Below are 25,064 nucleotides of genomic sequence, written 5' to 3'. Positions count from 1 at the left end.
TGTCTCATAACGATTGTGACCCTTCGCCGCCCGTGCGAGGCCGGTTGCATTTCAGAAAAAGTAACTTTATAACATTTCAACAAGCCGGAAGCCGGAAGCCGGCAACGAGGCGCGACGCCGTCGACCCGCCTGCAGCCAACGGGACCATGCATGCTCGACCGAACCGGCCACATCGCGACTTGTCCGGCGCGCGACCCTTCCCGCGTCGTCCGGCCTTCCGCGCTGCGGGCCTCGGCGCTTCGGCGTCTGGCCGTCGTCGCGGTGCCGGTCGCCGCGCTGTGGATCGCCGTCGCCCTGGCCTTGGATGTCCTCCCATGACCCGGCTCCCCACGCCGGCCGTACGGCTTGAGGACCTCACGGTCGCCTACCGGCGCCATCCCGCGGTCCATCATGTCTCCGGGGCCTTCCGTCCGAACTCGCTGACCGCGATCGTCGGGCCGAACGGAGCGGGCAAGTCGACCCTTCTCAAGGCGATCATGGGCTTCCTCCCGGCCGCCGAAGGCGTGATCCATCTGGATGGCGTGCGCCGGCAGGATGTCGCCTATCTGCCCCAGGCGAGCGAGCTCGACCGGTCCTTCCCGATCACGGTCGCCGACCTCGTCGCGTTGGGCGCCTGGCGGCAGGCGGGGGCGTTCGGATCCATCCGCGGCCGCGCGCTCGACCGCGTCCTCGGGGCGATCGAGAGCGTCGGGCTGGAGGGCTTCGAGAACCGGACCATCGGCACGCTGTCCGGAGGCCAGCTCCAGCGCGCCCTGTTCGCGCGCGTTCTCGTGCAGGACGCGCGCCTTCTCCTTCTCGACGAGCCCTTCACGGCCATCGACACGCGCACGATGATGGATCTCCTGGCGGTCGTGCGCCGCTGGCACGGCGAAGGGCGCACGGTGATCGCGGTGCTGCACGACCTGGCGCTCGTGCGGGAGCATTTCCCGGACACGCTCCTCATCGCGCGCGAACTCGTGGGATGGGGCGCGACGGCCGACGTCCTGTCGCCCGAGCGGCTGCGTGAGGCGCGGGCCCTGAGCGAGACATGGGCGGAGGATCCGCGCTTTTCGATGCCGAGCGCGGGCGCCGGGCACGGCCGGCGGAGCGCGGCATGACCGTTCTCCAGTCCGCGATCCAGATCGCCGTGTCGCCCTTCGTGGATTACGGCTTCATGCGCCGGGCGCTGGCCGGCTGCCTCGCGCTCGCCTTCGGCGCCTGCCCGCTCGGCGTCCTGCTTGTGCTGCGACGGATGAGCCTCGTCGGCGACGCGATGAGCCACGCGATCCTGCCGGGCGCCGCCGTCGGTTTTCTTCTGGCAGGCTTTTCGCTCTTCGCCATGACCGTCGGCGGCATGGTGACGGGCCTGGCGGTCGCCGTCCTGGCGGGCCTCGTCTCGCGCTACACCCCGCTGCGCGAGGATGCGAGCTTCGCGGCCTTCTACCTGTCCTCGCTCGGGCTCGGCGTCCTCCTCGTCTCGGTGAACGGCTCCAACATCGACCTCCTCCACGTCCTCTTCGGCACGGCGCTGGCGATGAACGATCCGGCCGTCCTGCTCATGGCGTCGATCTCGACGGTCACCATGATCGCCCTCGCGCTCCTCTACCGGCCGCTGATCGCCGAATGCCTCGATCCCGGCTTCCTGCGCTCGGTCGGCGGGGGCGGAGGAACCGTCCACATGCTCTTCGTGACGCTGGTCGTCCTCAATCTCGTCGGCGGGTTCCAGGCGCTGGGGACCTTGATGGTCGTCGGCATCATGATGCTGCCGGCCGCGTCCTCGCGCTTCTGGGCCGAGACCGTGCCGGGCCAGATGCTGGTCTCCGCCGTCATCGGCCTCTGCGCCTCGATCGTCGGGCTCCTGGTCTCCTACCACCGGGACCTGCCGGCGTCTCCGGCCATCATCCTGTCGGCCAGCGCCGCCTACGCCCTCTCGGTCCTCTTCGGCCGCTTCGACAGCGTCGCGGCCCGTACCGTGCGTCGTCCGCACCTCCATCATTGATCCATCGCAGAAAGGTCCCTCCATGCGTCTGTCCAAGATATCGCTGGCGCTTGCGTTGTCAGGCACGATGTTCGCCCTCGCGTTTCCGGCGCGGGCGCAGGAGCCCGTCAAGGTCGTCGCCTCCTTCTCCATCCTCGCGGACATGGTGAAGGAGATCGGCGGCGACCACGTGGCGCTGACGACGCTCGTCGGGCCCGACGGCGACGCGCATGTCTACGAGCCCACCCCCTCGGACGCGCGCGCCGTCGGCGAGGCGAAGGTCCTCGTCGTGAACGGCTTCCAGTTCGAGGGCTGGCTTCCGCGCCTCGTCGACGCCGCCGGCTTCAAGGGCCGGCAGGTCGTGGCGACCGCCGGGCTGGAGCCGATCGCGATCGATGCCGAGGAGGAAGAGGGGCACGACCACGGCGCCGCGGAGACCCGTGACGGGACGGCGCACGAGGCATCCGGGCAAGACCATGCGCACGAGGCGGCGGAAGCGGGGCACGAGGGTCACGACCACGGCGCCAACGATCCGCATGCCTGGCAGGATCTGTCGAACGGGATCGTCTACGCCCGGAACATCGTGAAGGGTCTTTCCGAGGCCGATCCGGCGAACGCGGCCGACTACAAGGCCAAGGGCGACGCCTTCATCGCCGATCTCGAGGCGATGGACGAGCGCGTGAGGACGGAGCTTGCCGCCATTCCCGCCGAACGCCGCAAGCTCGTCACCTCGCACGACGCCTTCGGCTACTTCGCGAGGGCCTACGGCATCGCGTTCATCGCGCCCGAGGGCGTCTCGACCGAGAGCGAGGCGTCGGCGGCGGACGTCGCCAGGATCATCGACCAGATCAGGGCCGAGGGCATCTCCGCCGTCTTCGTCGAGAATGTCAGCGATCCCCGCCTCATCGACCGGATCGCGGCGGAAACGCATGCCCGGATCGGCGGGACGCTCTATTCCGACGCCCTGTCCGGTCCGGACGGGCCGGCCGCGACCTATCTCGACATGTTCCGCAACAACATCGAGCAGATCGTGAAGGCGCTGAAGACGAGCTGATCGAGGCGCGATCCCCGGAGCCGCTCCGACGCGGCTCCGGGGCCGCGGCGGTCTCGCGCGATCCTTGCCCGGCGCATCTCCGGTACCACCGTTTCGCAGCCGCCGGGCGCCCGGACAGGGCGTAGGATGGCCGATCGCCCGAGCGCTCCAGCCCGCGCAGATCGGACCCGCGAGACCGGATGGACCATTTCGGCGAGGACGGCGGCAGACGAGCGCCTCGGGCAAGCCCGGAGCCGCGCTTCCATGCCCAAGGCTTCGACGAGGTCCTTCGAACGGTCGGGGGGCGCCTCGGGGGCCTGACCTCGGGCGAGGCGGCCGCAAGGCTCGAGGTTCACGGACCGAACGAACTGCCGGATGCCGTCCGCGTCCATCCGGTGCTGCGCTTCCTGGCGCATTTCAACAACGCGCTGATCTATTTCCTCCTCGCGGCGGCCCTGGCGACGACGCTGCTCGGCCATGTCGTGGACACGACCGTCATCGTGGCGGTCGTCCTCGTCAACGCGATCGTCGGCTTCGTCCAGGAGGGCAAGGCGGAGAAGTCGCTCGACGCGATCCGCGACCTCGTCTCGGCGAAGGCCGAGGTCATGCGCGACGACGCGCGCGGAAGCGTCTCGGTGAAGGCTCTCGTTCCCGGCGACATCGTCCTCCTGGAAGCCGGCGATCGCGTCCCGGCGGACCTGCGCCTGATCCGGGCCCATTCGCTCCTGATCGACGAGGCGATCCTCACCGGCGAGTCCGCGGCCGCGCAGAAGCAGGCCGCGCCCGTGCCCGCCGATGCCGATCTCGGCGACCGGCATTCCATGGCCCATTCCGGCACGATCGTCGCCGGGGGACAGGCGGCGGGCGTCGTCGTGGCGACCGGGCTCGACGCGCAGATCGGGCGCATCAGCGCGCTCCTGCGAAGCGTCGAGACCCTGACGACGCCGCTGGTGCGCGAGATCGACACGTTCGGCCGGGGATTCACCGCCATCGCCATCCTCGCCTCGGCGGCGCTGTTCGTCCTGGCGGTGACGCTGCGCGGATATGCCTGGACCGATGCGCTTCTCGCCGTCGTGGCGCTGGCCGTCGGCGCCGTGCCGGAAGGCCTTCCGGCGGTCATCACGATCACGCTGGCCATCGGCGTGCAGCGCATGGCGGCCCGCAACGCCGCGATCCGCCGTTTGCCGGCGGTCGAGACGCTGGGCGCCACGTCCGTCATCTGCACCGACAAGACGGGCACGCTGACCCGCAACGAGATGACCGCGCGCCGCGTCGAGCTGCCCGGCGCGAGCCTGACGGTGACCGGCATCGGCTACGTGCCCGACGGCCATCTGGAAGGCGTGCCCGACGGCTCCGAAGGGCAGGGCGCGCGGGACGCGAGCCGGGCGCTCGTCCTGGCGGGGCTGCTCTGCAACGATGCCGATCTTCGCACCGAGGACGGACGCTGGACGGTCGCCGGCGACCCGATGGAGGGCGCGCTCGTGGCGCTCGCCGTCAAGGCGGGCCTGCGGCCGGACGTGATCCGGCGGGACTGGGACCGGCTCGACACGATCCCGTTCGATGCGGGGCATCGCTTCATGGCGACCCTCAACCGCGCGCCGGACGCCGGCCGGACGATCTTCGTCAAGGGCGCCCCGGACGAGCTTCTGGGGATGTGCGCCCTCCAGTCCGCGCCGCACGGCACGGCACCGCTCGATGCGGCCGACTGGACGGAGCGGATCGCCGTCGCGGCGCGAAGCGGCGAGCGCGTCCTCGGCTTCGCGTCCAGGCGCGCGGCCCCCGGTGACGACGCGCTCGACCGCGAGGATCTGAGGAACGGGCTGGTGTTTCTCGGCCTCGTCGGCTTCATGGACCCGCCGCGCGAGGACGCGAAGGCGGCGATCGCCGAGTGCAGGTCGGCCGGGATCGAGGTCAAGATGATCACCGGCGATCACGGCGCGACCGCCGCCGCCATCGCCGCGCAGCTGGGCCTCGGCGACGGGCGGAGCGTCGTGACCGGCCGCGACCTCGACGCGCTCTCGGACGAGGAGCTGCGGCGCGTCGTCGCCGATGCGAGCGTCTTCGCCCGCACCGACCCCGCGCACAAGCTGCGCATCGTGCGCGCCCTGCAGTCGACGCACGCGGTCGTGGCCATGACCGGCGACGGCGTGAACGACGCTCCGGCGCTGCGGCAGGCCGATGTCGGGATCGGCATGGGGGTGAAGGGAACCGACGCCGCCAGGGAAGCGTCGGAGATGGTTCTCCTCGACGACAATTTCGCCTCGATCGTCGCCGCGGTCCGCGAGGGACGGGTCGTCTACGACAATATCCGCAAGGTCATCGCCTGGACGCTGCCGACGAACGGCGGCGAGGCGCTGACGATCGTCGCGGCGCTCCTGTTCGGTTTCACCCTGCCCGCGTCGCCGGTGCAGATCCTGTGGATCAACCTCGTCACCGCCGCCACGCTCGGCCTCGCCCTCGCCTTCGAGCCCGCGGAAGCCGGCCTCATGGAGCGCAGGCCCCGGCCGTTCGGCCAGGGGCTACTCACGCCCTACATGATCTGGCGCATCGCCTTCGTCTCGGTCCTGTTTCTCGGGGCGACGCTCGGCGTCTTCTTCAACGCGCTCCACGACGGCGCCGACCTGGAACTTGCCCGGACCATGGTGGTGAACACGCTCGTGGTGATGGAGATCTCCTACCTCTTCAACGTCCGCTACCTCCACATGACCTCGCTCACATGGCGCGGAGCGGTCGGCACCGACGCCGTCATCGCCGCCGTCCTCGCCGTCGTCGCCGCCCAGCTCGCCTTCACCTATCTGCCGGTCATGCAGAGCCTGTTCGACACCCGCCCGATCGGTCTTCGGGACGGGCTGCTGATCCTGGCCGTGGGCCTCGGCGTTATGCTCGTCCTGGAGATCGAGAAGATCGCGATGCGCAGGACGGGCTGGATGACGGTCTGAGACCATCCGCCAGCCGGTGGCCGGCCCCCCGGCGAAGACACGAGAAGGAAGGCTCCGCCATGACAGACCCCACGAGAACGCCGCGCGGCACGCCCTTTGCGCCGGGCGAGGACCTCGGCCTCATCGACCGATACTGGCGGGCGGCGAACTACCTGTCCGTCGGCCAGATCTATCTCCTCGCCAACCCGCTCCTGCGCGAGCCGCTGCGGGCCGAGCACGTCAAGCCGCGGCTTCTCGGCCATTGGGGGACGACGCCGGGCCTCAACTTCGTCTACGCGCATCTGAACCGCGTGATCCGGGCGCGCGACGTCTCGGTTCTCTATGTCTGCGGACCCGGCCATGGTGGGCCCGGCATGGTCGCCAACACCTATCTCGAAGGCTCCTACAGCGAGATCTATCCGGAAATCCCGCAGGACGCCGAGGGCATGGGCAGGCTGTTCCGCCAGTTCTCGTTTCCGGGCGGGATTCCCAGCCACGCCGCGCCCGAGACGCCCGGCTCCATCCACGAGGGCGGCGAACTCGGCTACGCGCTCGTCCACGCCTTCGGGGCGGCGCTCGACAATCCGGACCTCGTGGTGGCCTGCGTCGTGGGCGACGGCGAGGCCGAGACCGGGCCGCTCGCGGCCTCGTGGCATTCCACCAAGTTCCTCAACCCGCGGACGGACGGCGCCGTCCTGCCGATCCTGCATCTCAACGGCTACAAGATCGCCAATCCCACGCTCCTGGCCCGGATGAGCGGCGACGAGCTGCGGAGCCTCTTCGTCGGATACGGCTACGAGCCGATCTTCGTGGAGGGCAGAGAGCCGGTCGCGATGCATCGGCTGATGGCGGCGGCGATGGACGAGGCCTTCGATCGCATCGCCGCGATCAAGGCGGCTCCGATCGGCGAAACGGGCTCGGCCCGGCCGCGCTGGCCGATGATCGTGCTGCGCAGCCCGAAGGGCTGGACGGGCCCCGCCGAAGTGGACGGCAAGCGCGTCGAGGGCTTCTGGCGCTCGCACCAGGTGCCGATCTCCAACGCCCGCCAGGACGACGACCACCGGCGCCTGCTCGAAGACTGGCTGCGCAGCTACGGGCCCGAGGACCTCTTCGACGAGGACGGACGGCTGCGGCCGGACCTCCAGGCCCTGGCGCCGACGGGCGAGCGCCGCATGGGCGCCAACCCCCATGCCAATGGCGGCAGGCTGCGGCGCGAGCTCGGACGGCCCGCCGTCGACGGGTTCGCCGTCGAAGTGCCCCATCCCGGGGCCGCCACGGCCGAGGCGACGCGGGCGCTCGGCCGATATCTGCGCGCCGTCCTGGAGATGAACGCGCAGGCGCGCAACTTCCGGATCTTCGGGCCGGACGAGACGGCGTCCAACCGGCTCGACGCCGTCTTCGAGGCCACCGACCGGGTCTGGATGGACGGCATCGAGCCCTACGACGTCTCGCTCGGGCGCGAGGGCCGCGTCATGGAGGTGCTCAGCGAGCATCTCTGCCAGGGCTGGCTGGAAGGCTATCTCCTGACCGGGCGGCACGGCCTCTTCTCCTGCTACGAGGCCTTCATCCACATCGTCGACTCGATGTTCAACCAGCACGCCAAGTGGCTGAAGGTCTCGCGCGATCTGCCCTGGCGGGCGCCGATCGCCTCGCTGAACTATCTTCTGACGTCCCATGTCTGGCAGCAGGACCACAACGGCTTCAGCCACCAGGATCCCGGCTTCGTCGATCATGTCGTGAACAAGAAGGCCGACATCGTGCGCGTCTACTATCCGCCGGACGCCAACACGCTCCTCTGCGTGGCCGACCATTGCCTCGGCACCTACGACCGGGTGAACGTGATCGTGGCGGGCAAGGCGCCGGCGCCGCAATGGCTGACCATGGACGAGGCGAAGGCCCATTGCGCCCGCGGGGCCGGCACCTGGCTCTGGGCGGGAAGCGCCGGGGAAGGGGAGACGCCGGACGTCGTCCTGGCCTGCGCCGGCGACGTGCCGACCATCGAGGCGGTGGCGGCGAGCGAGCTTCTGCGCGAGGCGCTTCCGGCCCTCAAGATCCGCCTCGTCAACGTCGTCGACCTGATGGGCCTGCAGTCGCCGGACCAGCATCCCCACGGGTTGACCGACGCCGCGTTCGACGCCCTGTTCACGACGGACAGGCCCGTGATCTTCGCCTATCACGGCTATCCCGCGCTCATCCATCGCCTGACCTACCGGCGCGCCAACCACGGCGGCTTCCACGTGCGCGGCTATGCGGAGGAGGGGACGACGACCACGCCCTTCGACATGCTGGTCCTCAACGAACTCGACCGTTTCCATCTCGCGCTGGAGGCGATCCGGCGCCTTCCCGGCCTCGGCGCGCCGGGCGCGCTCGCCGCGCGCCGGTTCCGGGCGAAGCTGGAGGAGCACCGCGCCTATATCGTCGAGCACGGCGAGGACATGCCGGAGATCGCCGGCTGGCACTGGCCGCCCGGGGAAGGGGAGGATGCGGGTGACTGACCGCCGCGACCCGGACCGGCCGGACAGCCGGTCCCCGCATTCCCGCGCGAGGGCGGTCCTCGCCCTCAACGCCGGATCCTCGAGCATCAAGTTCGGCCTCTTCACGCAAGGCGGGGGCGGGGCGCTCGTCCGCCTCGCCCGGGGCATCGTGGAGGAGGCCGGACCGGAGCCTCGCCTCGCCATCCAAAGCGGGTTGGGCGCGACCGCGCAAGAGCGGCGCCTGCCGGCCGGAGCGGGGACGGACGCCGTCCTCGAGGCCCTGCTCGCCACCGTCGACGACCGGCTCGGCGGGACGCCCTTGACGGCGGTCGGGCACCGGGTCGTGCATGGCGGGCGGGACTTCGACGGGCCGGCGGTCGTCGATGCCGACATCCTCTCGGCGATCGACCGCCTGACGCCGCTGGCGCCGCTGCACCAGCCGCGGTCGGTCGAGCCGATGCGGATCGTGGCGGCCCTGCGCCCGGGCCTTCGCCAGGTCGCGTGCTTCGACACCGCCTTCCACCACCACCTCGCCCCGCCGGTCAGCCGCTACGCGATCCCGCGGGCCTACGAGGACGCGGGCATCCGCAAATACGGGTTCCACGGCCTGTCCTACGAGTTCGTCGCGGGCCGACTGGCGGAGATCGCGCCCGACCTGTCCGCGGGACGCACCGTCGTGGCGCATCTGGGCAACGGGGCCAGCCTCTGCGCGATGCGGAACGGGCGGAGCGTCGACACGACGATGGGCTTCTCCGCCCTCGACGGGCTCGTGATGGGCACGCGCTGCGGCGCGCTCGACCCGGGCGTCGTCCTGCATCTGCAGACGGCGCACGGTCTGTCCGTCTCCGAGGTCGAGGACCTCCTCTACCGCCGGTCGGGGCTGCTCGGCGTGTCGGGCCTCTCGGGCGACATGCGTGTCCTCGCCGGGAGCGAGGATGCCCGGGCGCGGGAGGCCGTCGACCTGTTCGCCTTCCGCGTCGCCCGCGAGACGGCGGCGCTGGCAAGCACGCTGGCGGGCCTCGACGCGCTCGTCTTCACCGGCGGCATCGGCGAACACGATGCGTCGGTCCGCGCCGAGATCTGCCGGCGGCTGGAATGGCTGGGCCTCGCCTGCGATCCGGCGCGGAACGCGCGCGGCGACACCCGCATCGACGCGGCCGGCAGCCGCGTCGCGGTCCTGGTGGTCCCGACGGACGAGGAGTCGGTGATCGCCCGATACGCGATGGAACTCGGCGGCGGCCGGAAGGCCCTCGCGCAGGCCTGACGCTTCGAACCGGCGGGACGGTCCGCGTCGCGGTCATCCCCTCGTCGTCACCAGGCCGCGCCCTCGAGCGCGTCGAGCGGGATCTTGAGATAGCGGCGGCCGTCGTCCTCGGGTTCCGGCAGGCGGCCGCCGCGGATGTTCACCTGGAGCGCGTGAAGGATGAGGTTGGGCATGGCGAGATCGCGGTCGCGCGCCTCGCGCAGTCGGACGAAGGCCTCGCGCGTCGGCGCCTTCACGAGGTGGATGTTCGTGCGCCGCTGCTCCTCCACGCTCGATTCCCAGGCCGGCTCGCGCCCGCCCGGCTGGTAGTCGTGGCCCGTGAAGACGCGCGTCTCGCCGGGAAGGGCGAGGATGCGCTGGATGCTGTCCCAGAGCGCCCCGGCGCTGCCGCCGGGAAAGTCCGCCCGCGCCGTTCCCCCGTCCGGCATGAAGAGCGTGTCGTGGACGAAGACGGCGTCTCCGACCCGGTAGGCGATGGAGGCGAGCGTGTGGCCGGGGGTGAACAGGACCTCGGCCTCGAGCTTGCCGATCGTGAAGCGCTCGCCGTCGGAAAAGAGGCGGCTCCATTGCGAGCCGTCGGACGGGCAGCATCCCTCGATATGGTAGAGGCTCTGCCAGAGCGCCTGCACCTCTCGCACCTTCTCGCCGATCGCCGTCGGCGCGCCCGTGCGGTCGTGCAGGTATCCGGCCGCCGAGAAATGGTCGGCATGGGGATGGGTGTCGAGGATCCACTCGATCTGCAGCCCCTCGCGCTCGATGAAGGCGAGGATCTCGTCGGCCGAGGTCGTGGCGGTCGCGCCGGATTTCGGGTCGAAGTCGAGCACGGGGTCGACGATGGCGCAGGCCTTGGTCTGCGGATCGGCCACGACATACTGGACGCTCGAGGTGCGCTTGTCGAAGAAGCCGGTGACGACGGGCGTGCCGGCGAGGCGGGACGGTGTCGGCGATGCCATGCGATGTCTCCTTGCGGCGGGTCGGACCGGGTCCGGATCAGGCGATGAGGGCGCCGAGCCCCCGGGCGACGATGAAGAGGCCGACGCCGACGACGAGGCCGGCGAAGGCAAGGCCGAGGGCCTGCTTGCGGGCGGCCAGACGCGTGCCCAGCGCGGACCCCGCCCATCCCCCGGCAAGACCGCCCGCCACGAAGAGCGCGGCGACCGGCCAGTCGACGAGGCCGGACAAGGCGTAGCTGCCGGCCGTCGCCGCGCCGAAGGCGGCCACGCCCACGAGCGAGGTGCCGATGGCGTAGGCGAGCGGCATGCCCGTGGCGAGGACGAGGCCGGGCACGATGAGGAAGCCGCCGCCGATCCCGAAGAAGCCCGAGAAGAGCCCGACGGCAAAGCCGATGCCGATCAGCAGGGGAAGAAGGCGGCGCGCCGTGTCCCAGGTGAGCCGCACGGCCGGATCGCCCTCCGTCCCGCGCCGGCGCATCATCGCCAGCCCGACGCCGATCATGACGAGACCGAAGAGCGCCAGGAGCCGCTCGCCGTCCATCGCCTTGGCGGCGGCCGCGCCGAGAAGAGAGCCGAGGACGCCGGCGGCGGCGAAGACCGCGGCGCAGCGCCATTTCACCCGGCCGCCGCGCGCATGGGGCACGAGGTTGCCGAGCGCGCTGGCCGCGACCGCGACGGCGCTGGTGCCGATCGCCACATGCGGCGAGGCGATGCCGACGACATAGACGAGGAGCGGCACCGCCAGGATCGAGCCGCCGCCGCCGAAAAGGCCGAGCACGAGGCCGACGACGCCGCCCGATCCGGTGGCGGTCGCCAGCGTCTGGGCGAGCGCCGTCATGCGTCGGCCCCCGCGCTCGTCGCGGCGCCTTCCCGGGCGGCGGGCGGCGCGAGCGTCAGGTGGAAGATCGCCATGCCCGCCACCATGGATCCCGCGAAGAGAAAGGCCGGGCCGAGGCCGAAGCCGAGGGCGGCGAGGGCGGGGCCGGGGCAGAGGCCGACCAGGCCCCAGCCGATGCCGAAGATCGCCGCGCCCGAGAGAAGGCGGGGATCGAGATCGCGCCTCGTCGGGATCTCGAAGGACCGAGCCAGGGCCGGACGGGCCATCCGCCGGGCCAGCGCGAAGGCCGGGGCCGAGACGAGGATCGCCCCGCCCATGACGAAGGCGAGGCTCGGGTCCCACGCCCCGAAGACGTCGAGGAAGCCGAGGACCTTGGCGGGCACGACCATCTGCGAGACGACGAGCCCGATGCCGAAGACGAGGCCGGCGAGGAGGGCGACGAGGATGCGGGCCATCGGTCAGGCTCCCAGCACGTGGCGGACGACGAAGACGGTGGCGGCGGCCGTGGCCATGAAGGTCAGCGTGGCCGCGATGGAACGCGCCGACCCGCGCCCGATGCCGCAGACCCCGTGGCCGCTGGTGCAGCCCGACCCGAGCCGCGTGCCGAAGCCGACGAGCAGTCCGCCGACCACGACTATCGGCCATGCGGCATCGACGGCGATGGCGGGAAGGTCGTACCCCGCGAGCGCCAGCAGCGGCGCGGCGGCCAGAAGCCCGGCGAGGAAGGCGGCCCGCCACCCGAACTCACCCGCCTTCGGGCGAAGGGCACCGTCGAGGATGCCGCTGATGCCCGCGATGCGCCCGTTGGCCAGCAGCAGCAAGGCCGCCGACAGGCCGATCAGAAGGCCGCCGCCGAGCGCGGAGACAGGCGTGACGTCACTCATCCGACATCTCCCGGGGTTCGGTTTGGAAGAGGGGCGGCGCCGCGGAGGGGGCGGCGTCCTTGGGCGGGCAGAACAGGCCGCGCAGGGTGGAGAAGAGCGCCACGATGCGGGGGTCGCAGATCCGGTACCAGAGGGTCTGGCTCTCGCGACGGTAGTCGACGATGCCCTGGTCCTTCAGGACGGTCAGGTGCTGCGACAGGGCCGATTGCGACAGGCCGACGGCTTCGGCCAGCGCGCCGACATTGGCCTCGCCCAGCTCCAGGAGCTTGCACAGGAGCATCAGACGGCGCTCGTTCGCGACCGCCTTCAGCACGGCAGCGACCTCCGCGGCCTTCGCCTCGAACTCCTGCAGATCGTCCATGCGGATCTCTCCCTTGAATATGAGAGATATCTAATACAGAAAACTCTAATATTCAACCGCCCGGTTCGGTTCGGCGTCACGAGCGTGCCGCTCCCGATCGTCGGGTCTGCCGATGCCGGAGTGTTCTTCGCCCGGTTCGGTTCGGGCTCGAAGCGCTTGCGCGCAACTCGCCGTCACCCGGCCCGCCGCCATGCGCATCGGGATCGCGTCCCGGATCGTGTCAGACGCCTAGAGGCCGGCCACCGGGCTCGAATGCGCCGGCCATGGGCTGTCGGCGACAACCGCGTCCTCGTGGCGGTGGACGCGGTTGCGGCCGAGGCGCTTGGCTTCGTAGAGGGCGAGGTCGGCCTTCTTCAGGGTCGCGGCGATGCTCTGTCCGGGCGCTGCGGCGGCGATGCCGATGCTGATGGTGACGGGGGGCACGCGCTCGCCGTCCAGCCCCGCCTCGATGCCGGCGCGCAGCTTCTCCGCGATCGTCCCGGCGGCGGGAACCGAGGCGTCGAGCAGGATCGCGAATTCCTCGCCGCCGAGCCGCGCCACGAGGTCCGAGGCGCGCACGTTGCGCCGCAGGGTGCGGGCGAGCGCGCACAGGACGACGTCGCCGACATCGTGGCCGAACCGGTCGTTGACGTCCTTGAAATGGTCGATGTCGATGAGGAGGACGGACAGGCTGCGGCCCTCGCGCTCGGCCATGGCGAGCCGGTCCGGCGCCGTCCGCTCGAAATGGCGGCGGTTGGAGAGGTCGGTGAGGGGATCGGTCGTCGCCTCCCGCACATTGCGCGCGGCATCGGCGATGCGGTTGCTCTCCGAGCGCAGGAACAGGCCGAACAGCACGACGCCGAAGGCGTTGACGAGGGCGACCGGAAGCATCGCCCGCCGGATCACGGACAGCATGATCTCGGGGGGCAGCAGAAAGAAGGAGGCGCTCTGGCAGGTTCCCATGAGCGCGAGAAGCAGAAGCGGGCCGAGGCCCCCGCCCGCGCTGAGCCGCGCCGGCAGGCGCGTGAACGCGTAGCCCGCCATGCAGGCGAGAGCGATCGACACGACGCCGGCATGGGCGCCCATCCCGCCGATCTGCAGCCGTGCCCCGGCCGTGAGAAGGCCCGCGATGAGGCAGGCCCAGCCGCCGCCGAAGGGCGCGGCGAGGACGAGCAGGACCCCGCGCGCGTCGACCACGACCCCGGGCGTGACGACGAAGGGATGGAACATGACGAGCGATGCGGCGATGCCGAAGACGAGGCCGACGCAGACGCGCCGCAGGCGTTCGGGCAGGCCACGGACGATGGCGCCGTACAGCATCGTGACGAGCGCGAGGACGCCGAGCCCTTCGACGACGCGCACGATCAGTTGAAGCTCCTCCACAGGCCCCTCCCGATCACCTGAGCACGACAACGCGGCGATCCCGCGAATCACCAGACGATTTCGCTCGCAAATCATTCATGATGACTTAACTTCGTGTACGGCTCGCGGAATCTCGCCTTCCTGCGCGCTTCGGGCCGGCGACGCGTTCGGTATCGGTGTCCTCTCTCGGGTCGGGGTCTCGTCGTGTCGGCTTCCACTGCGCGAACCTGGTATCCCCAGGCCTATTTCGCCCATACGATCGACGACAACGGAGTGCTTCACCGCCTGAACGAGACGGGCGGGCTCGCCGTCTCCTTCGAAAGCGCGGAGCGCGACGCGGTCGATCTCAGCATCTCGGGCAGCCAGTCGGAGAATTTCAGTCTCTGGACGACGCGTTCGCGCACGGGCTTCGTCACGCGTCCGAAGATCACGAACGATCTCTACACGATCCGGATCGTGGAATCGGGCCGCATGGTGCGCCGTGATCTCGACGAGGACCATGTCGGCACGTCCGGCATCGGCATGTTCGTCTCGTTTCCGCTGATGCGCAACGAGGAGGCCTCGCGCGACTTCCGCGCGATCAGCGGCACCATCACCCACCGGCGTCTCCTGGACTGCTGCCGGGCGCTCGAAGGGGAGGAGGTGGAGGACGTGCCGCGCCTGCGGCCGCTGGTGGAGATGCACACGCCGCCGCTGCGCGCCTTCGCGCACGTGTTCGCCCTGATGCATCGGCGCACCGCCGACATTTCGCGGCACGACGACCTCTTCCACCCGCTTCTGGAGGAGATCCTCGTCTACCAGCTCCTGACGGCCTGGCCGCAGATCTCGCCGGCGCCGCGCCGCCGCGCGCCGGCCTCGGCCGCCTATGTGAGCCGCGCGGTCGACTTCATCGACGCCAACCTCGCCGCGAGCTTCACCCTCTCCGACATCGCCCGGGCCGCCGGGGTCTCGGTGCGCTCGCTGCAGCTCGGCTTCCGCAGCGAACTCGACACGACGCCGGTGCAGTTCGTCGTCGCCCGCCGCCTCGAGCGCGCCCATGCCGACCTGCGCGCGGCGGCCGGGACGGGAGCGACGATCTCGCAGATCGCCCGGCGCTGGGGCTTCGCGCATATGAGCGATTTCAGCCGGCGCTACCGCCTGAAGTTCGGCGTCACCCCGTCCCGCACCTTCCGGGGGCGCTAGGCCGCGCCGCCGTCGAAGGCGAGCTGCACCTTCACCGCCTCGCCCGGCGCACGCTCCAGAAGCGCGAAGGCTTCGGCGGCGTCCGCGGCGACGAAGGTGTGGGTGATCATCGCGGCGGCATCGACCCGGCCCTCGGCCAGCCATTCCACCACCTGCGGCAGGAGGCGCCGGTTGAGGCGCGAGCCGACGATCGTCGCCTCCTTGCCGACGAGGCGCTGCTGGACGAGGGGCGAGGGCTCGGGCGAGAAGCCGAGAAGGCCGATGCGGCCGGCCGGCGCCACCACGTCCAGCGCCTCGGCGAGGAGCGCGGGCACGCCCGCCCCGTCGATCACCACGGTGGGCCCGAGACCGTCCGTCTCGCCGGCGACCGCCGCGGCGACGCTCTCGCGCGCCGAATGGATCACCCGGTCGGCGCCGAGCGCCGCCGCGCGCGCCAGCCGCCTCTCGTCGAGATCGGCGACGAGGACGCGGGCGCCGTGGAGGCGCGCCACCTGCAGCACGGTGAGGCCGACCGTTCCCGCGCCGTAGACGAGGACGCTGTCGTCGGGCCCGCAGCCGGTGTTGCGCAGGACGTTGGCGGCGACCGAGAAGGGCTCGGCCATGGCCGCGACGGCGAAGGAGAGGCCGGGCGGCACCTTCACCGCGTTCGCCTCCGGCAGCACGAGCTCGGAGCGGAAGCCGCCGTCGCGATGGACGCCGAAGACCTCGAGCCGCGCGCAGACATTGGGCCGGCCGATGCGGCAGGGATGGCAGCGTCCGCAGGCGAGAACGGGATCGGCGACGACGCGCTCGCCGACCGAAAGCCGCGTCACGCCGGCCCCAAGCGCCGTCACCGTGCCGGCGAACTCGTGGCCGATGATGCGCGGATAGACCGCGAACGGGTTCGACCCGTGCAGGATGTGGAGGTCCGAGCCGCAGATGCCGCCGCGCGCGACGGAAAGGCGGATCTCGCCGGGCCCGGGCGCGGGACAGTCGGTCTCGCGCAGGGCGAGGCGATGCGGGGTCTCGACGGCGATGGCGACCATCGGCGGGCTCCTTTCGATCGGCGCGGCGCAAGGCTCCGCCGGGCGCCGGCGCCCGGCCGACGGTCCGGCGGGCGATGCGTCGTGACTAGCGGATGAGACCCATCTGGGTCGGCAGCCAGAGGGTGACGGCCGGCACGAAGGTGATGACGATGAGCGCCAAGAAGAGCGGCACCAGCCAGGGCAGGATCGCCATCGTCGTTCGCTCCACCGAGAGCTTGGCGACGCGCGAGAGCACGAAGAGGACCATGCCGAGCGGCGGGTGGAGGAGCCCGATCATGAGGTTCAGCGTGATGATGAGGCCGAAATGCACGGGATCGATGCCGAGCCGGAGCGCGATCGGCAGGAGGATCGGCACGATGATGGTGATGGCCGCGATCGTGTCGAGGAAGCAGCCGATGACCAGGACGAGGACGTTGACGAGGATGAGGAAGACGATCCAGTTGTCGGTGACCGCGAGGATCGCGTCGCTCATCAGCTGCGCGGCCTGGCTGACCGTGAGGAGCCAGGCGAAGACCGAGGCGGCGGTGACGATGAACAGAACCGAGGCCGTCGTCTCGATCGTGTCGAAGCTCGCCTTGGCCAGGCTGCGGAAGGTCATCGAGCGGTAGCGCACGAGGCCGAGGAAGAGCGACCAGATCACCGCCGCGACCGCGGCCTCCGTGGGCGTGAACCAGCCCATCGTCATGCCGCCGATGAGGATCACCGGCGTCATCAGCGCCATCACGGCCGAGAAGTCGAAATACCAGTCGAGCGCGACGAGGATGGCGAGCCCGACGAGCACCGCCATGTTGAGCGAGAGCACGAAGGTGAGCGCCCAGATGAGGAGCGGCACGGCGAGGACGACGAGCACCTCCACCGAGGCGCTGAGGAGCTTGGCCATCTCGAAGGGCGCATCCGAGCCCCAGCCGCGCCGGCGCGCGAAGACGGCCACCGTCACCATCATCAGGAGCGTCATGACGACGCCCGGCACGATGCCGGCCATGAAGAGCGCGCCGATCGAGACATTGGCCATCATGCCGTAGATGACGAAGGGCAGCGACGGCGGGAAGATCGGCCCGAGCGTCGCCGAGGCGGCGGTGACGCCGACGGCGGCCTCCACGGGATAGCCGTGGTCCTTCATCGCCTTGATCTCGATCGTGCCGATGCCCGCCGCGTCCGCGAGCGCGGTGCCGGACATGCCGGAGAAGATCACCGAGCCGATGATGTTCACCTGGGCGAGGCCGCCCTTCATCCAGCCGACGAGCGCGACCGCGAAGGCGTAGATGCGGCCGGTCACGCCGGCGATGTTCATCAGGTTGCCGGCGAGGATGAAGAAGGGAACGGCGAGGAGCGGGAAGCTCTCCACGCCGGCGATCATGCGCTGGGCGATGATGATGTCGGGCGCGATGCCGTAGACGAGGAGATAGAGTCCGGAGGCGACGAACATGGAGATCGCGACCGGCAGGCCGACCAGCATCAGGGCGAGGAAGGAGCCGATGAGGAGTGTCATGGCGGTCAGGCTCCCGAGCCGTCGAAGGCGCCCGGGCGCTCCAGGACGGAATAGCCCCGCCGCGCGTTCTTCCAGGCGACCTGGAGCGAGCGCAGCAGCATGAGGACGAAGGCGGCGAAAACGGTGTAGAAGACGATCGAGCGCGGCAGGTCCACCGTCACCATGCGCTCGCGCGAGACGATGTTGACGTAGCGCCAGAGCAGGACGCAGGCATAGGCGAAGAAGCCGATGCGCACGAGGTCGACGAAGGTGGAGAGAAGGCGCGCCAGGGCCTTCGGCATGTAGTGGTAGAGGACGTCCACCTGGATGTGGCGCGACAGGCGCGTGCACATGACGGCGCCCAGGAACACCACCGCCACGAGGCAGTTGATCGCGATCTCCTCGGTCCAGGCGAGACTGTCGTTGAGGACGTAGCGGGTGAAGAACTGCAGGAAGACGCAGAGCGCCATGCCCCAGAACACGGCGAGACCCACCCAGTCCTCGACGGAATAGGGCGAGAGGTCGGGCGGGCCCTGATCCTCCTCGAAGGCGTGGGCGAGTTCCTCGCCGGTGATGGGCGTATGGTTTTGCGTGGCCACGAGCTTCTCCCGCGGGCGGCCGCGGGCCGTCCGTCAACGATCGCAGGAAGGAAAGGGGGAGGGGCCGGTCGCGGCGGGCGCGGCCGGCGAAGCGACGGGGTGAGCCGGCTTAGCGGATCGCGCGGATCGCGTCGTAGTCGTCCTTGCGGTAGCCGTATTTCTCGAGCGGCGCGCGCTCGGCGACCGCCTTCTCGAACCCGGCCTTGTCGACCTCCGCGACGTCGATGCCCCGGCCGCGGAAGGTCTCGACCAGCGCGGCCTCGCGCTCCTGCACGATCTTGGTGGCGCGCGCGGCGGCCTCCAGCATTACTTCCGAGAAGATCGCCTTGTCCGCGTCCGTCAGCGAGGCCCAGCGCGACTGCGAGACGACGGTGTTGAGATGGTCGGTGATGTGGCCGGTCAGGGCGATATGCGACTGGACCTCGTAGAACTTCTTGGCCTCGATCGTCGTCAGCGGGTTCTCCTGCGCCTCGACGGTGCCGTTCTGCAGGGCGAGATAGACCTCCGCGAAGGCGATCGGAGCGGTGTTGGCGCCGCAGGCCTGGGGCATGGCGAGATAGGCCGGCACGTCCGGCACGCGCATCTTCACGCCCTGCAGGTCGTCGCAGGTCCTGACCGGCTTCTTCGCCGTCGTGTGGCGCGTGCCGTAATAGGTGACGGCCGCGATATGGTGGCCGGAGGCCTCCTCGTAGCCGGCGGCGAGCCGCTTGAAGACGTCGCTCTTGGTATAGGCCAGGAGATGGTCGGGATCGCGGAAGATGTAGGGGTAGTAGGTGACGCCGATGGGCGCGAACTCGCGGGCGGCGAAGGAGGAGCCGGAAATGATGATGTCGACCGTGCCGAGCGTCAGGCCCTGGTTGATGTCGGCTTCCTTGCCGAGCTGCGAGGCGGGATAGACCTGGATCTCGTAGCGCCCGTCCGTGCGCTTCCTGATCTCCTCGGCCGCCCAGAGCGTCTCGGTGTGGAAGGGCTCCGTCACCTCGTAGACATGGGCCCAGTTCAGCTTGGTCTGGGCGCTCGCCCCGCCCGTCAGGGCCGCCAGGCCCGCCAGCGCGCCGAAGGCGCCAAGTACGCTGCGTCGTGCGATCATGTGATGTCCTCCCGTTGTTTCTGTTCGGTGGAGCGTGTGGGCCTCCCGCCCGCTCCTTCGGCGTCTCCCTCGCCGAAACTCGTCTGGAACCGTTTCTGCGATTCCTGCAGGTGGCGCCGCATCGCGGCTTCCGCGCCCGCCGGGTCGCCCGCCGCGATCGCGTCCCGCACCGCGCGGTGCTCGACATGGGCGAGGCGCCAGCTTTCGTCGGTCTCGAAATATTGCGACAGGCGCGCGAAATAGGGGGTCAGGCGCTGGTCGAAGAGGTCGCCGACGAAGCGTTCCAGCACCGCGTTGCCGAGGACGCCGGCGACCGCGACATGGAACCGGCGGTCGTGCGCGACGGCCTGCGCGGTCACGTGCGGGCCGGCCTCCATGCGCGCGAGCGCGGCGTCGAGCGCGGCGAGGGCCTCGGGCGTGACGCCGGCGGCGGCCTGCCGGGCGATGGCGCTTTCCACGACCTCGCGGGCGCGCAGCACCTCGAAGGGGCCCTCGATCTCGCCCGCGCCGGCCTCCAGCGCCTTGCGCTGCGGCCGGGCGACGTAGATGCCGGACCCGACGCGGATGCGCACGCGCCCCTCCACCTCCAGCGCGATCAGCGCCTCGCGCACGGTGGGCCGGGAGATGCCGAGCCGCTCGGACAGTTCGCGCTCGGTCGGCAGCCGGTCTCCGACCGAAAGCCCGCCCTCCTCGATCAGCCGGCGAAGCTGGTCGGCGACCTGACGGTAGAGACGGCGCGGCTCGATGGCTTCGAGGGGCATGGCGTCGGGAAGCCCCTCCCAAGGCGTCCGCAACCGGTCAATTGATCTGACCAATTTCTCGGACTGTCTCGGAAAGGCCGGGCCTCGTCAAGCGGAGCCTCGCGCAAAAGTCGAGCGGGACGGGGGCCGCCGCGCGGCCGCGATCCGGCGGGCGCCCTTCATCGGGAGAGGGAGGATCGAGACGGGCGACCGGAACCCGGCGCCTGGCCGGAGGCGGCGGGTCGCTCCGCCGGCCCGGCCCGCCGTCCCTCAGTCGCCGAGCTTGACGGCGAGGCGCGCCATGAGGGCGTCGAGTTCCTCAAGGTCGCGCGCGGCAAGGCGCGGACCGGGATGGCGCACATGGGCGCTGGCCAGGGCGCCGCGCCGGCGCAGGATCTCCTTGCGCAGGGCGAAGCCGAAGCCGAGCTGCTGTTCGTGGCGCAGGATCGGGAGATAGAGGTCGAACGTGTCCTCGGCGCCCTCGACATCCCCGGCGAAGAAGCGCGCGCAGACCTCGACCAGCATTTCCGGATAGGCGAAGCCCGTCATCGCCCCGTCCGCCCCGCGCGCCAGTTCCTGCGGCAGGTGCAGCCCGCCGTTGCCGCACAGGATCGAGATCCGCCGCCCCTGTCCCGCATCGGAGCGCTCGCGCAGCCTGGTGATCTTCGTCAGGCCCGGCGATTCCTCGTGCTTGAGCATGACGAGGTTGGGGAAGGCGTCGACGAGGCGATGGAGGACGGCGACCGAGGTCGCGACGCCCGTCGTCTGCGGATAGTCCTGGTAGCAGACGGGAATGTCGGCAAGGCGCGAGAGGACGGTCTCGAAATAGGAGAAGACCTGGTCGTCCGTCTTCAGGCCCGCGATGGGCGCGACCATGATGCCGGCGGCGCCCGCCTCCATCGCCGTGTTGGCGAAGCGCACGAGATTGTCGGTGCCCGGATTGCTGGCGCCCACGATGACCGGGTGCGAGCCGGACAGGCGCGCGAGGAACCGCGCCATGAAGGCGCCCGCCTCCTGCGGCGTCAGCTTCGTGGCCTCGCCCAGGATGCCGAGGATGGTGAAGCCGGTGACGTCCTTGTCGACGTAGAAGTCGACGAGCCGGTCGGTCCCTTCGAGATCGAGGGCGCCTTCGTCGGTGAAGGGCGTCGGCGAGATGACGAACACCCCGCTCGTGGTCTCGTCGATCCGATGATTCGTCATGGCAGGCCGTCCGGCAGGAAGAGGAGGGGTCGAGGCCGCAGCTGGCAGCGGGTCCGCCGTCTAAGCTAGGGGCGCGCCCCGTGCCGGCGAGCCGTCCCGTTCCGCCCGGCCGGTCTCGAGGCCCGGGACGCCCGCCGGCGACGGCGAAAGCCGCGGCCGGCGCCCCTCTTCGAGGCGATGCCGACCGCGGCGCAGGATGGGGCGAAGGGCCTGCGGAACGGTCGGGGCGGTTCTGCCGCGCCCGACCGGAGCCTTCGGTTATTCCGCCTGGATGCCGCCCTTCTCGATGACGTCCTTCCAGCGCGCCATTTCCTCGCCGAGATAGGCGGCGAACGCGTCGTTGGAGTTGCCGACGACCTCGAAGCCGAGTTCCCCGAACTTGGAGACCGCGGCCGGCTCCTTGAGCGAGGCCTGGATCGCCTCGTTCAGCTTGGCCTTCACCTCGGTCGGCAGGCCCTTCGGCGCGGCCACGCCCTGCCAGGAGTTCACCACCACGGTGGGATAGCCGAGTTCGCTCAGCGTCGGCACGTCCGGCAGAAGGGGGTGGCGCTGTTCGCTGGTCACGGCGAGGGCCTTGAGCTCTCCGGCCTTCACGTAGCCGAGGATGGCGCCGAGATTCTGGAACGAGACGTCGACATGGCCCCCGAGAAGGTCGGTCTGGGCCGCCGATCCGCCCTTGTAGGGCACGTGGACGCCTTCGGCCCCGACGGCCTGCATGAAGAGCGCGGCCGTCAGATGGTCCGAGGACCCGGTGCCGGACGAGGCGAAGGTCACGCCGGCGGGGTCGGCCTTCATGCGCTCGACGAGTTCGGCCACCGTCTTGGCCGGGTCCTGCTTGGCCGCGACGAGGACGTTGGGCGTGCGCACCGCCACGGTCAGGAGATCGAAGTCCTTGATCGGGTCGTAGGCGAGGTTGCGCTGGAGATAGGGGTTGGTCGCGAAGGTGCCGAGCGAGGCGATCATCAGCCGGTAGCCGTCCGGATCGGACTGCGCCACTTCCGTGGCCCCGATGGAGCCGGTGGCGCCGGGCTTGTTCTCCACGAGCACGGTCTGGCCGAGCGCCTTGGCCATGCCGGCCTCCATGAGGCGCGCGGTCGTGTCGGTGGCCCCGCCCGGCGGGAAGGGCACGACGATGGTCACGGGCTTGTCGGGATAGGTCTGGGCGAGAGCCGGGGCGCCGGCCGCGGCCAGAAGGGCGCAGCCGGTGACGGCCAGACGGGCGAATAGCGATGTCATGCCTTGTTTCCTCCCAGAAACGGATGCTCGCGAAGGACCGGGTCTGCCCGGCCGTGGCGAGGGTTGCGGCGTCCTTCCCCCGGCCCGCGCCTCCTTGCGCTGCGGCCGGCGGCCTGTCTCCTCGGCTAGCGGACGAGACAGGGCTTCTTGTTGTCGAAGCGCCAGTCCGGCACGAGGAACTGCATGGCCGCGGCGTCGTCGCGCGCCCCCAGACAGTGATCGAGATAGAGGCGGTGGGCGGCTTCGACGCGCTCCATGTCGAGCTCGACGCCGAGGCCCGGCCGCTCCGGCACGGCGACGTGTCCGTCCACGATGGGGGGCGGCTCGAGGGTCAGTCGCTCCGTCCCGTCCTGCCAGATCCAGTGGGTGTCGAGGGCCGTGACGCGGCCGGGCGCCGCCGCCCCGACATGGGTGAACATGGCCAGCGACACGTCGAAATGATTGTTGGAATGGGAGCCCCAGGTGAGGCCGAAGGCCTGGCAGAGCTGGGCCACGCGCACCGAGCCCTGCATGGTCCAGAAATGCGGATCGGCCAGCGGGATGTCGACCGACTGCAGCTGCACGGCGTGGGCGAGCTGGCGCCAGTCCGTCGCGATCATGTTGGTGGCCGTCGGCAGGCCGGTGGCGCGGCGGAATTCCGCCATGACCTCGCGGCCCGAATAGCCGTTCTCGGCGCCGCAGGGATCCTCGGCATAGGCCAGCACGTCGCCGCGACCCTTGCAGACGCGGATCGCCTCCTCCAGCGACCACGCCCCGTTCGGATCGAGCGTCACGCGCGCCTCGGGGAACCGGCGCTTGATCGCCGCGGCCGCCTCCATCTCCTCCTCGCCGGCGAGGACGCCGCCCTTCAGCTTGAAGTCGCGGAAGCCGTAGCGCTCCTGCGCCGCCCGCGCGAGATCCGCGACGGCCTCGGGCGTCAGCGCCTCCTCGTCGCGCAGGCGCGTCCAGTCGTCCACGGCGCCTTCGCCGGCGCGATAGGGCAGGTCGGTCTTGCGCCGGTCGCCGACATAGAAGAGGTAGCCGAGCATCTCCACGCGGTCGCGCTGCTGGCCTTCGCCCAGAAGCGCGGCGACGGGAACCCCGAGATGCTGGCCCAGGAGGTCGAGCAGCGCCGATTCCAGCGCCGTGACGACATGGATGGTCGTGCGCAGGTCGAAGGTCTGAAGGCCGCGGCCGCCGCTGTCGCGGTCGTCGAACGTGCTGCGCACCCGGTTGAGGAGCGCGTTGTGGTCGCCGATGGAGGCGCCCAGCAGGAGAGGCGCCGCCTCCTCCAGCGTCCGCCGGATCGCCTCGCCGCCGGGGACCTCGCCGACGCCCACATGGCCGCTGTCGTCCTCGACGATGGCGAGGTTGCGGGTGAAGAAGGGCGCATGTGCCCCCGACAGGTTCAGGAGCATGCTGTCGCGACCGGCGACGGGCACGGCGCGCACCGAGACGATGCGCGGCGCGCGCGATGCGAGTCGGGCGACCGAGCCCTGGTTCATGGCGTTCATGGGTTCATCCTCCCGTGTGGGGCGGCGCGGCCGGCGCCCGCCGCCCTGTCGCGATCCGTCAGGCGGCGAGGGAGGTGCGGGGCACCCGGGCTTCGGCCGTCTCGATCAGCGCCTTCAGTTCGGCCCGTTCCGCCGGGGTGAGGTCCGTCAGCGGCGTGCGCACCGGCCCGCCGGAACGCCCGATCGCGTCCACGCCCGCCTTGACGATCGACACCGCATAGCCCCGGCCACGGTCGCGCAGCGCGATATAGGGCAGCACGAACTCGCGAAGCTCCGTCGCCACCGTCTCGCGGTCGCGGGCCCGCACGGCCTTGTAGAAGTGCAGCGCCCATTCCGGCATGAAGTTGTAGATCGCCGAAGAATAGGTCGTCACGCCCATCTCCAGATAGGGAAGGGCGAAGGTCTCGGCGGTCGGCAGGCCGCCGACATAGGTCAGGCGGTCGCCGATCCGGCTGGCGACGCGGGCCATCAGCTCGAGATCGCCGACGCCGTCCTTGAAGCCGACGAGGTTGGGGCAGCGCTCGCAGAGCCGGGCCAGCGCCTCGGGGCCGAGAACGGCGTTGGCACGGTTGTAGACGATGACGCCGATGCCGACCGCGCGGCACACGGCCTCGACATGGGCGGTCAGGCCCTCCTGTCCGGCTTCCGTGAGATAGGGGGGCAGCAGCAGGAGCCCGTCCGCCCCGGCGCGCTCGGCGGCCCTGGCGATCTCGACCGCGATCGCCGTGCCGTAGCCGCAGCCGGCGATCACCGGGACGCGCCCGTTCGTCTCGACGACGGCGGCCCGCACCACGGCCTCGACCTCGGCCGGCGTGAGGGAGAAGAACTCGCCCGTGCCGCCGGCGGCGAACAGCGCCGCCACGTCGTAGCCGAGGAGCCACGCGCAATGCGCGCGGAAGGCGGCTTCGTCGAAACGGTTGGCGCCGTCGAACTGCGTGATCGGGAAGGTCAGGAGACCCGATCCCACGGCGGTGGCCATCGAGGCAGGAGAAAGGTTCGTCATCGCTC

23 protein-coding genes are annotated in these 25,064 nt (G+C 70.7%); 8 read left to right on the top strand and 15 right to left on the bottom strand.

Translation table 11 applies throughout. The annotated features are described in order from the left end of the window. Positions 1-150 precede the first annotated feature (150 nt). The 7 genes from ASG48_RS18350 (at position 151) to ASG48_RS11890 (ending at position 9,646) form a co-directional block, all read left to right on the top strand. Positions 151-318, top strand: a complete 168-nt coding sequence (locus tag ASG48_RS18350; protein WP_156381579.1) for a hypothetical protein — start codon at positions 151-153, stop codon at positions 316-318. Then, positions 315-1,097, top strand: a complete 783-nt coding sequence (locus ASG48_RS11915) for an ABC transporter ATP-binding protein (protein ID WP_055849942.1) — start codon at positions 315-317, stop codon at positions 1,095-1,097. The genes ASG48_RS18350 and ASG48_RS11915 overlap by 4 nt, the downstream gene beginning before the upstream one ends. Next, on the top strand, positions 1,094-1,978 hold the full coding sequence (locus ASG48_RS11910) for a metal ABC transporter permease (RefSeq protein ID WP_055850599.1): 885 nt from the start codon (positions 1,094-1,096) through the stop codon (positions 1,976-1,978). Before ASG48_RS11915 ends, ASG48_RS11910 begins: the two co-directional genes overlap by 4 nt. Positions 1,979-2,000: 22 nt before the next feature. Then, entirely contained in the window at positions 2,001-3,011 is a 1,011-nt protein-coding gene (locus tag ASG48_RS11905) for a metal ABC transporter substrate-binding protein (protein WP_055849941.1), read from the top strand. A 179-nt stretch (positions 3,012-3,190) separates the two neighbouring features. Beyond that, a complete protein-coding gene (locus ASG48_RS11900) occupies positions 3,191-5,929 on the top strand; it encodes an HAD-IC family P-type ATPase (protein ID WP_055849939.1) in 2,739 nt (912 codons plus the stop codon). 59 nt (positions 5,930-5,988) lie between these two features. Beyond that, positions 5,989-8,403, top strand: a complete 2,415-nt coding sequence (locus ASG48_RS11895) for a phosphoketolase family protein (RefSeq protein ID WP_055849937.1) — start codon at positions 5,989-5,991, stop codon at positions 8,401-8,403. After that, positions 8,396-9,646 (top strand): acetate/propionate family kinase, encoded by a 1,251-nt coding sequence (locus ASG48_RS11890; protein ID WP_055850598.1) that lies wholly within the window; start codon positions 8,396-8,398, stop codon positions 9,644-9,646. The genes ASG48_RS11895 and ASG48_RS11890 overlap by 8 nt, the downstream gene beginning before the upstream one ends. Positions 9,647-9,693: 47 nt before the next feature. On the opposite strand, the gene ASG48_RS11885 is transcribed toward ASG48_RS11890, so the two are convergent. The 6 genes from ASG48_RS11885 to ASG48_RS11860 form a co-directional block, all read right to left on the bottom strand. Then, complete coding sequence (locus tag ASG48_RS11885) at positions 9,694-10,599, bottom strand: MBL fold metallo-hydrolase (protein ID WP_055849935.1); 906 nt, start codon at positions 10,597-10,599, stop codon at positions 9,694-9,696. Positions 10,600-10,636: 37 nt separating this feature from the next. After that, on the bottom strand, positions 10,637-11,437 hold the full coding sequence (locus ASG48_RS11880) for a sulfite exporter TauE/SafE family protein (protein ID WP_055849933.1): 801 nt from the start codon (positions 11,435-11,437) through the stop codon (positions 10,637-10,639). Continuing rightward, complete coding sequence (locus ASG48_RS11875; protein WP_055849931.1) at positions 11,434-11,892, bottom strand: DUF6691 family protein; 459 nt, start codon at positions 11,890-11,892, stop codon at positions 11,434-11,436. The genes ASG48_RS11880 and ASG48_RS11875 overlap by 4 nt, the downstream gene beginning before the upstream one ends. Before the next feature lie 3 nt (positions 11,893-11,895). Continuing rightward, complete coding sequence (locus ASG48_RS11870) at positions 11,896-12,321, bottom strand: YeeE/YedE family protein (protein ID WP_055849930.1); 426 nt, start codon at positions 12,319-12,321, stop codon at positions 11,896-11,898. Then, a complete protein-coding gene (locus ASG48_RS11865; protein ID WP_055849927.1) occupies positions 12,314-12,682 on the bottom strand; it encodes a metalloregulator ArsR/SmtB family transcription factor in 369 nt (122 codons plus the stop codon). The genes ASG48_RS11870 and ASG48_RS11865 overlap by 8 nt, the downstream gene beginning before the upstream one ends. 228 nt (positions 12,683-12,910) lie before the next feature. Continuing rightward, positions 12,911-14,044, bottom strand: coding sequence for a diguanylate cyclase (locus ASG48_RS11860; protein WP_055849925.1), 1,134 nt, complete (start codon positions 14,042-14,044; stop codon positions 12,911-12,913). A 183-nt stretch (positions 14,045-14,227) separates the two neighbouring features. Between ASG48_RS11860 and ASG48_RS11855 the strand changes: the two genes are divergently transcribed. Next, positions 14,228-15,205, top strand: coding sequence for a helix-turn-helix domain-containing protein (locus tag ASG48_RS11855; protein WP_156381578.1), 978 nt, complete (start codon positions 14,228-14,230; stop codon positions 15,203-15,205). Here the strand turns inward: ASG48_RS11855 and ASG48_RS11850 are convergent. From ASG48_RS11850 to kdgD, 9 genes are all read right to left on the bottom strand, one after another. Next, positions 15,202-16,230 (bottom strand): Zn-dependent oxidoreductase, encoded by a 1,029-nt coding sequence (locus ASG48_RS11850; protein ID WP_055849922.1) that lies wholly within the window; start codon positions 16,228-16,230, stop codon positions 15,202-15,204. The two genes, ASG48_RS11855 and ASG48_RS11850, sit on opposite strands and share 4 nt — an antisense overlap. A gap of 85 nt (positions 16,231-16,315) precedes the next feature. Next, positions 16,316-17,719, bottom strand: coding sequence for a TRAP transporter large permease (locus ASG48_RS11845; protein ID WP_055849920.1), 1,404 nt, complete (start codon positions 17,717-17,719; stop codon positions 16,316-16,318). Between the two features lie 5 nt (positions 17,720-17,724). Then, positions 17,725-18,297: a TRAP transporter small permease gene (locus ASG48_RS11840; protein ID WP_055849918.1), complete on the bottom strand. Its 573-nt coding sequence runs from the start codon at positions 18,295-18,297 to the stop codon at positions 17,725-17,727. Positions 18,298-18,406: 109 nt separating this feature from the next. Next, on the bottom strand, positions 18,407-19,387 hold the full coding sequence (locus ASG48_RS11835; RefSeq protein ID WP_055849917.1) for a sialic acid TRAP transporter substrate-binding protein SiaP: 981 nt from the start codon (positions 19,385-19,387) through the stop codon (positions 18,407-18,409). Continuing rightward, a complete protein-coding gene (locus ASG48_RS11830; RefSeq protein WP_055849915.1) occupies positions 19,384-20,148 on the bottom strand; it encodes a FadR/GntR family transcriptional regulator in 765 nt (254 codons plus the stop codon). The genes ASG48_RS11835 and ASG48_RS11830 overlap by 4 nt, the downstream gene beginning before the upstream one ends. A 249-nt stretch (positions 20,149-20,397) precedes the next feature. Continuing rightward, positions 20,398-21,327, bottom strand: coding sequence for a dihydrodipicolinate synthase family protein (locus tag ASG48_RS11825; protein WP_055849913.1), 930 nt, complete (start codon positions 21,325-21,327; stop codon positions 20,398-20,400). A 258-nt stretch (positions 21,328-21,585) separates the two neighbouring features. Beyond that, on the bottom strand, positions 21,586-22,563 hold the full coding sequence (locus ASG48_RS11820; protein WP_055849911.1) for a tripartite tricarboxylate transporter substrate binding protein: 978 nt from the start codon (positions 22,561-22,563) through the stop codon (positions 21,586-21,588). A gap of 125 nt (positions 22,564-22,688) precedes the next feature. After that, positions 22,689-24,047 (bottom strand): glucarate dehydratase, encoded by a 1,359-nt coding sequence (gene gudD, locus ASG48_RS11815; RefSeq protein WP_156381599.1) that lies wholly within the window; start codon positions 24,045-24,047, stop codon positions 22,689-22,691. 67 nt (positions 24,048-24,114) lie between these two features. Beyond that, positions 24,115-25,059 (bottom strand): 5-dehydro-4-deoxyglucarate dehydratase, encoded by a 945-nt coding sequence (gene kdgD / locus ASG48_RS11810; RefSeq protein WP_055849907.1) that lies wholly within the window; start codon positions 25,057-25,059, stop codon positions 24,115-24,117. Positions 25,060-25,064: the final 5 nt, after the last annotated feature.

The organism is Aurantimonas sp. Leaf443, assembly GCF_001425575.1.
In the GTDB taxonomy this organism is placed as follows: domain Bacteria; phylum Pseudomonadota; class Alphaproteobacteria; order Rhizobiales; family Rhizobiaceae; genus Leaf443.
Note: the sequence above shows the minus strand (reverse complement) of the source record. Positions and strands in the feature narration are given on the sequence as shown.